The sequence below is a fragment of the Brucella sp. 22210 genome, from assembly GCF_052045675.1.
Taxonomy (GTDB): domain Bacteria; phylum Pseudomonadota; class Alphaproteobacteria; order Rhizobiales; family Rhizobiaceae; genus Brucella.
In genome coordinates, this window is the sequence record NZ_JBQEPD010000003.1 from 171,646 (window position 1) to 177,645 (window position 6,000).

The window sequence follows — 6,000 nt, forward strand, 5'->3', positions numbered from 1 at the left end:
TTGACAAAATTCGCCCCTATGATCTTTGGCCTGGACTTATAGTGAATGAAAACAATAGCATAGTAGACGCTTGCCGGTGAGTTTCGTCAAGAGTCGACGGCCGCTTCACGTATTTTATTTTCATTTTTTTTCAGATTGTCAAATAGCTATACCATTTGTGGGGCGAAAAGGCGGCATTGTTAAGTAATGAATAATATGAACTGCACTGCATTTGATAGTTCGCATAATAAAACAACTTATGATTGCCGAATTATCGATGCAGGTGTGCAGTCCGGAGCGATCAGGAATTTTGACGCGTAAAGTATTGATAGCAATGCCGCAATACGGGTGGATAGAACCGCCTGGCTCTTCGATATTCGAGGGCTAAAGCATGTCTCCCAAAAGTGGGAACCGGTTTCGGATAAAGACATACGTAAAAATAAAAGCTCAAAGCATGTCGCGTGAATATGATTGAACGCGACACGCTTTAGCGTCAGGCAAGACTGATGTTCAGCTGAATTTTTGTGTAAGCTCTCAAGCCCACCGATCATACTCCGATCAGGGAAACGGTCACGATATACGACATCTGCCGTATTGTTCCGCGCCAGCTGCACGCGATAATTTCCTCCTGACATCACGTCATAGGTTTATTGGTCGGGCATGCGTGCCTGCCAGTTTGGAGGATCAAATGAAGCGCATTCTCATTGCTGCGGCAGCATCAGTTGCTTTCGTGACAGGGGCTCTGGCATCAGCGCCGGTGATGACCAAGGCAACTGCTGAGGCAACACTCTCTAAACCCGACGCAAATGCGACGATCGTCGCGACAGGACCGACTCGCTCGAATGGGCGTGGCATCTCGGGCATCCGCAGCTCCTTCGGCGGATAATCGTTTAAAGCCTCAACTGTTCGGTGAGTCGCGACGGCGCGCTTGATCCGATGCAGTGAGGTTCATCTTTGCGCGGTTGGCCAGTCGACGCGGGGGCGTCCGGCGAGTAAGGGAGACCTATATCTTCCTCACTCGCCGGTTTTATCATAGGCGCATCAACGCTGTGGTTTATACGGAGGCGAGCGCTTCTGCGATTGTATCTTTCAGCGCCAGACGCTGCTTGCGCAGAAGTGTTTCTTCTTCCTGGCTCAAGGGCGTGATCTTGGTTTCAGCCAGATGAATACAATCATTGATTGAGTCATATTCCTCCAGAACGCGCGCAAAACGGGCATCCTTCGCCTTGAGGGCGTGAATAGCTTCAATCTGGCCGGGGAATTCCTCTCCGAGCGTGTGGGGCGTGTTCGACATGATGTCTCCTTCCTTTACTGAGGCTGAGCTTCGCAGAGCAGGTTGGAATGGGCATTGATCGCGATCAAATCCAAGCGATCACTTAAACAATACCAGCTATCACCCGTTGTATCAAAACGCGGATCAGCGTTCCGGACGTCTCGTGACACAATCTCACTTTGTAAACACTGTCGGCTTCCAGCCGCGAGCGAAGCCCATCGACATTGCAAGACTGGCATATTCGATTTCCTTCATGAGAAAATCGCGGTCTTTCAGCAAGGCTTCGATAGCGGCCCGCACGTCGCCGTTGTGGTAGGCGAGAACGAGGTCGATCTCGTCCTCATAGCCCTGTGTTTGTACAAGCGCGTTCATTTGCCGTGCTCCTTATAAGCAGACATCATCATTCCTAAACATCTCGGAATCTGTTGGCTCTCGCCGTTGATGTTCTTATTTTGTTCACGTCTTATGAAAGAGTCAAGCCTGTTGCTTTCCAGATCGCGTGGATTTTCCGCTATAGCGCGTAACTGACTGTAGCTTCAATAATTTAGCTCCGAAATATAAAATGCTACCCGGCGCTAACGGAATGGGCGTTTCTGTCCCCATTTTAGGTCGGCTGTTGCATCAAATGTAGTAATGTGGAGAAAACGATGCTGCACTGGTAAGGTTTGGCAAGCTTCCGAGGAACCCAATGTCAGACAACATTCCACTTAAAGCGGGCCGGAACGCGTTTGGATTGAATAGCCAAGCCTATAACAATGCCCGGCCCGAATATCCGCCTCGTATATTCGAGATTTTGCGCCAGCATGGTGCGTCACAAGCCGCCAGTGTTTTCGAGGTGGGTCCGGGTTCAGGACAAGCCACAACGCCATTACTTGCCTTGGGCTGTACAATTACCGCTATTGAACCGGATGCTCGACTAGCGGCTGTTTTGGATGAACGGCTGAGGCATGACGATACATCACTGACCATCATGCAATCCTCATTTGAAGATTGCGTACTACATCCCGGTAAATTTGATCTTGGCGTCTCCGCCACGGCTTTTCACTGGCTTAAACAGGAAAGCGCGCTCGCAAAGGTCCTGCGGCTTTTACGACCGGGTGGCTGGTGGGCGATGTGGTGGACGGTTTTCGGTGATCCAGATGATATGGACCCATTCCAGCGTCGGACCCGGGAACATTTCAGACAGTTAAGCCGCAGTCCTTCTCACGCAGCTGGTTCCAGTCGGCCTTTTGCGCTCGATAAAGAAGTGCGGATGGCCGAGTTAAAAACAGCGGGTTTCGAAGATGCAAAATATGAGGAAATCAGGTGGAACCCCACGCTCACGACCCGACAAGTCATCGACTTGACGGCGACATTTTCGCCGGTCTCTCGTTTAGCTGAAGCGGAACGCTTTCGCTTCTTGAGTGATATTGGACGCATCGCGGATGACGAGTTCGATGGGCATGTTCGCCGGAACTTTGTCACAGCAATCTACCTTGCCCGTAAACCAGAGAGATTATAGGCGGGGTACTGCTGGCACCTTGATCGTAACTATAGATGATGTCGGTATTGGAGCGTGATGGACGCTGCAGTGATGGACTACTTGGGCTATAATCTCATTAAGAAAAGGGGCTTAAGAAAATTATTTTTTCATTCGCCGGAATGAGACATAACGCTGTTCTGGATGGGAAAGATAACAAGAATAAAGATTATAAAATGAGATGTAAAAAGTCTGGAACGTTTCAGCTATTTTCGAAAATCATATAGGAAAATCAAATGGCTGGGGAACCTGGATTCGAACCAAGACTAACGGAGTCAGAGTGTTTCAGCTGACATTGTTTTCATTGTCGAATTTAGGCTCATGTCGCGTCTATGTTGCATCGATTGAGAACAGTGCTTTTTCTGCCGCTGCTAACTCGGCCCCCTCATCCAGCGAAGGGAACAGATGCCCATAGGTATCAAACGTCACCTGAATAGAGCTGTGGCCCATTCGGGATTGTACGGCTTTGGGCGTCAATTCCAAGCCGCCGTCAGCTTTTCGATTGATGCACCAGGAGGCATACCAATGCCTCAACGCATGGAAACCAGTATACTTCGCTTTTGGTATCGGTTTGCCGTCAGCATCGATTTTCCCTGATTGAACCGATACGCCAGCTGCTATTTCAGCAATCCAAAGTCCTCGCGTGAGCGTGTTTTGATGATTTTCGATATTCCCCGCGGCATTAGGGAAAGCAAGTCCTAGATGGCTTTTCGGACAAGCAAGCTTCCATTCCTTGAGAGTGTTCACCACAATAGGTGGCAATGGAATGGTACGCTGCCCAGCTTCAGACTTTGGCATACCGATAATGCCATACTTGTCAGCCCTCTGCCGAACAGTGACCGTTGCAGCGGTCAAATCAACATCCTCCCACCTTAGGCCTCGCGCCTCACTGGATCGGATGCCGGTGAAAATCATGGTCATCAACAATGGGCGATAGCGCCCTGTTGCAGCATCAATGATGGCTTTGGTTTCCGCGTTCGTCGGGATATCTACACCTACACGAAGTTTGACCTTAGCCCGCTTCTCAGACGCCTTGGTGCCAGATCGAGCCTTTGAAAGCTCGTGCACTGCATTGCGAATGACAAGGCCGCGTCCTTGGGCGTCCGCCAGAATGCTCCCCAGACTGACTGTGACCCGCTTTATCATCGCGGGCGATCGACCGTTTTCCCTTAAGGTGTCTTGGAACGAGCGAACCCAAGGGGCTGTAATCTTCGATAGTTTCACGTTGCCCACGAACGGCACGATGTGTAGGTTAAGGTGTTGTTTGCGTTGATCGACAGTTGTTCGCTCTAGTTCAGCATCATCACCCGATTTAAGCCAGAATTTTCCTGCCTCCTCGATTGTGACTGTGGCACTGTCCGCGACATGTACCCCGTCGCGTACTTCAACCTTTGCTGTGGCTTCGAATTGATCGGCTTCTTTCTTCTTGGCAAAGGTCTTCAGACGACGCCTACCCTGTCCATCAACATAATCAACAACCCAAGCCGCTTTCTTTTCGCCCTTTGGCGTTGTCCACTCGCGTTTGCGGATCGACATAAATTCACACCTGTTATGAAAAGTGGGGAGCCGCTTTAAGCGGCATCTCCCATGAAGAAATCAATAAGCTTCTGTTTGGAAGCGACCCAACGACCGCCAACCTGCTTAACCGGGATTTTTCCTTCGGTTGCCATGTAAAAAGCTTGCCGTTCAGTTCGCCCGATGAACTTTGCTATATCCTTGATGCCCCAGACCAAATCCAGAGCCTCAACGGGCTGATCGATTTTGGGTGTGTGTCTCATCCTCACTCCCTTTCCCGCAGTGCGGCGCGGCCTGAAGGTGTGATCGATAGAAGGCCCCGGCCCATATAGGTTTCGGTCCACTTTGCCAGTCGTAGTTTCACCAATTCTTCGGGAACTGCTTCTCCACGGCTGAAGAATTCGGCCCTGTGTTGAAGAGAGTTTAACAGCTTCTTTTGCGCGCGCGTTAGTTTCACTCTCCACCGCCTTTCAGGGCTTGGCGATCCGCCTTGTGCATGTATTTTTGGACATGGAAGCGTTGTGACGATAGTTCACGTGCCACTTGCAGAAAGCAGTGTTTTTCCATTTGAAATGCATTGTCCTCTGCAAATCGCTCAATTCTGCGAACAAGATTGAAGATATCCAAGTCTAGCATGTTTGCTTCAATTTGGCGGGTTGTTCGAGCGTCAGCCATCCGATGCCTCCTTTGCGCGCAAGAGGGCGATGCAGAGGCTCACCGCATCAACTGGCGAAAGGCCGGTGAAATAGCTGTCCTTCTGTTCGCCGGGTATGAATATCTCACCCAGATAAAGGCTAGGGTCTGGCCCTTCGCCATCGTTGCCGACGCGATACATCACATCAGACCACAGACGGCGCGCCTGCGCGATAACTACCTCTATGCTTTCGGTGTAGGCTGGAACAGTGACGGCAGAGACGTAAGGCCCATCCTTCGGCCACCAGCCAACCATTCCATTTGAATAATCAATCCTGCCTGCGCGTTCTGCCGGGATATTAAACAGGATGTAGATTTGCGCATCCACTTCCCTGTCAGGCGCGTCTAGCTTGGAGAGACGCGTAAGGAGGTCGGTCATGCTGCCCTCGCTTTCTTGGCATCTGCATGCGCGCCACGATAAACGGCCCATTTGTCCCAATGAATGCAACTTTCCCGTCCGGTGGATTTCTCCATCCAGAAAAAGTACATTTCGTCGCTGTCGATCAGCAGGTGATAGCCTTCCGGCATTTTCTTCTTGCCAAGCAGGTGATCCATTACTTGGCATCCGCATTCGAGATAAAAGTCAAAGTCGTCTGGGTGGCTCATGACGGCTTCCCTCCCAGCACGGCGCGGGCAAAATCGTGCCAATTGATATAACTGTCTGGAATGATTTCCTGAGCGCGTGAAATAAGGTCTTTTGCAGCCGCGAGCTTGGCTTCGAGGGCTTCGACATTGGCGTTTGCGTCTATCTCACGCTTGGTTGCGATACGTTCAGCAAACTTAGCGTCGTCCAGAGCTTCATCTCGCTCGGTCTCAAGTTCCTTAATCCGCGCTGCCTGCGCCGCGTTGTCGGCTTCGGCCTTCTCGGCTCGTTGGGTCAGATGTTCGATGACCGAGCGATAGCCTCCCGCATCGGCTTCTAGTTCCGTAATCCGAGCAAGGCATCTGCGGTTGTCGGCAAGAACCCGGTCTGTGTCCGCCCGTTCCGCCGCCAATAGCTCCACAGCCTGCGAGCGGGTGA

10 protein-coding genes are annotated in these 6,000 nt (G+C 51.1%); 2 read left to right on the plus strand and 8 right to left on the minus strand.

What is annotated here, in order from left to right; translation table 11 throughout:
• Positions 1 to 667 precede the first annotated feature (667 nt).
• The gene (locus tag ACTJKP_RS05720; RefSeq protein WP_440629988.1) at positions 668 to 865 is read left to right on the plus strand and encodes a hypothetical protein; all 198 of its coding nucleotides are present in this window, start codon (positions 668 to 670) and stop codon (positions 863 to 865) included.
• A gap of 168 nt (positions 866 to 1,033) precedes the next feature.
• Here the strand turns inward: ACTJKP_RS05720 and ACTJKP_RS05725 are convergent, their stop codons facing one another.
• A complete protein-coding gene (locus tag ACTJKP_RS05725; RefSeq protein ID WP_440629989.1) occupies positions 1,034 to 1,273 on the minus strand; it encodes a YdcH family protein in 240 nt (79 codons plus the stop codon).
• Positions 1,274 to 1,426: 153 nt separating this feature from the next.
• Positions 1,427 to 1,624, minus strand: a complete 198-nt coding sequence (locus ACTJKP_RS05730) for a CUE domain-containing protein (RefSeq protein ID WP_440629990.1) — start codon at positions 1,622 to 1,624, stop codon at positions 1,427 to 1,429.
• Between the two features lie 316 nt (positions 1,625 to 1,940).
• On the opposite strand from ACTJKP_RS05730, the gene ACTJKP_RS05735 reads away from it, so the two are divergent.
• Positions 1,941 to 2,753, plus strand: a complete 813-nt coding sequence (locus ACTJKP_RS05735; RefSeq protein WP_440629991.1) for a class I SAM-dependent methyltransferase — start codon at positions 1,941 to 1,943, stop codon at positions 2,751 to 2,753.
• A 348-nt stretch (positions 2,754 to 3,101) separates the two neighbouring features.
• Here the strand turns inward: ACTJKP_RS05735 and ACTJKP_RS05740 are convergent, their stop codons facing one another.
• From ACTJKP_RS05740 to ACTJKP_RS05765, 6 genes are all read right to left on the minus strand, one after another.
• A complete protein-coding gene (locus ACTJKP_RS05740) occupies positions 3,102 to 4,307 on the minus strand; it encodes a tyrosine-type recombinase/integrase (protein WP_440629992.1) in 1,206 nt (401 codons plus the stop codon).
• Positions 4,308 to 4,342: 35 nt separating this feature from the next.
• Entirely contained in the window at positions 4,343 to 4,549 is a 207-nt protein-coding gene (locus ACTJKP_RS05745) for a DNA-binding protein (RefSeq protein ID WP_440629993.1), read from the minus strand.
• A gap of 190 nt (positions 4,550 to 4,739) precedes the next feature.
• Positions 4,740 to 4,961 carry a hypothetical protein gene (locus ACTJKP_RS05750; RefSeq protein ID WP_440629994.1) on the minus strand — a complete coding sequence of 74 codons (222 nt, stop codon included), beginning with the start codon at positions 4,959 to 4,961 and terminating at the stop codon, positions 4,740 to 4,742.
• Entirely contained in the window at positions 4,954 to 5,358 is a 405-nt protein-coding gene (locus ACTJKP_RS05755) for a hypothetical protein (protein WP_440629995.1), read from the minus strand. Before ACTJKP_RS05755 ends, ACTJKP_RS05750 begins: the two co-directional genes overlap by 8 nt.
• Positions 5,355 to 5,585 carry a hypothetical protein gene (locus ACTJKP_RS05760; RefSeq protein WP_440629996.1) on the minus strand — a complete coding sequence of 77 codons (231 nt, stop codon included), beginning with the start codon at positions 5,583 to 5,585 and terminating at the stop codon, positions 5,355 to 5,357. Before ACTJKP_RS05760 ends, ACTJKP_RS05755 begins: the two co-directional genes overlap by 4 nt.
• On the minus strand, positions 5,582 to 6,000 hold a 419-nt coding region (locus ACTJKP_RS05765), incomplete at its 5' end, for a hypothetical protein (protein WP_440629997.1). The genes ACTJKP_RS05760 and ACTJKP_RS05765, both read right to left, overlap by 4 nt.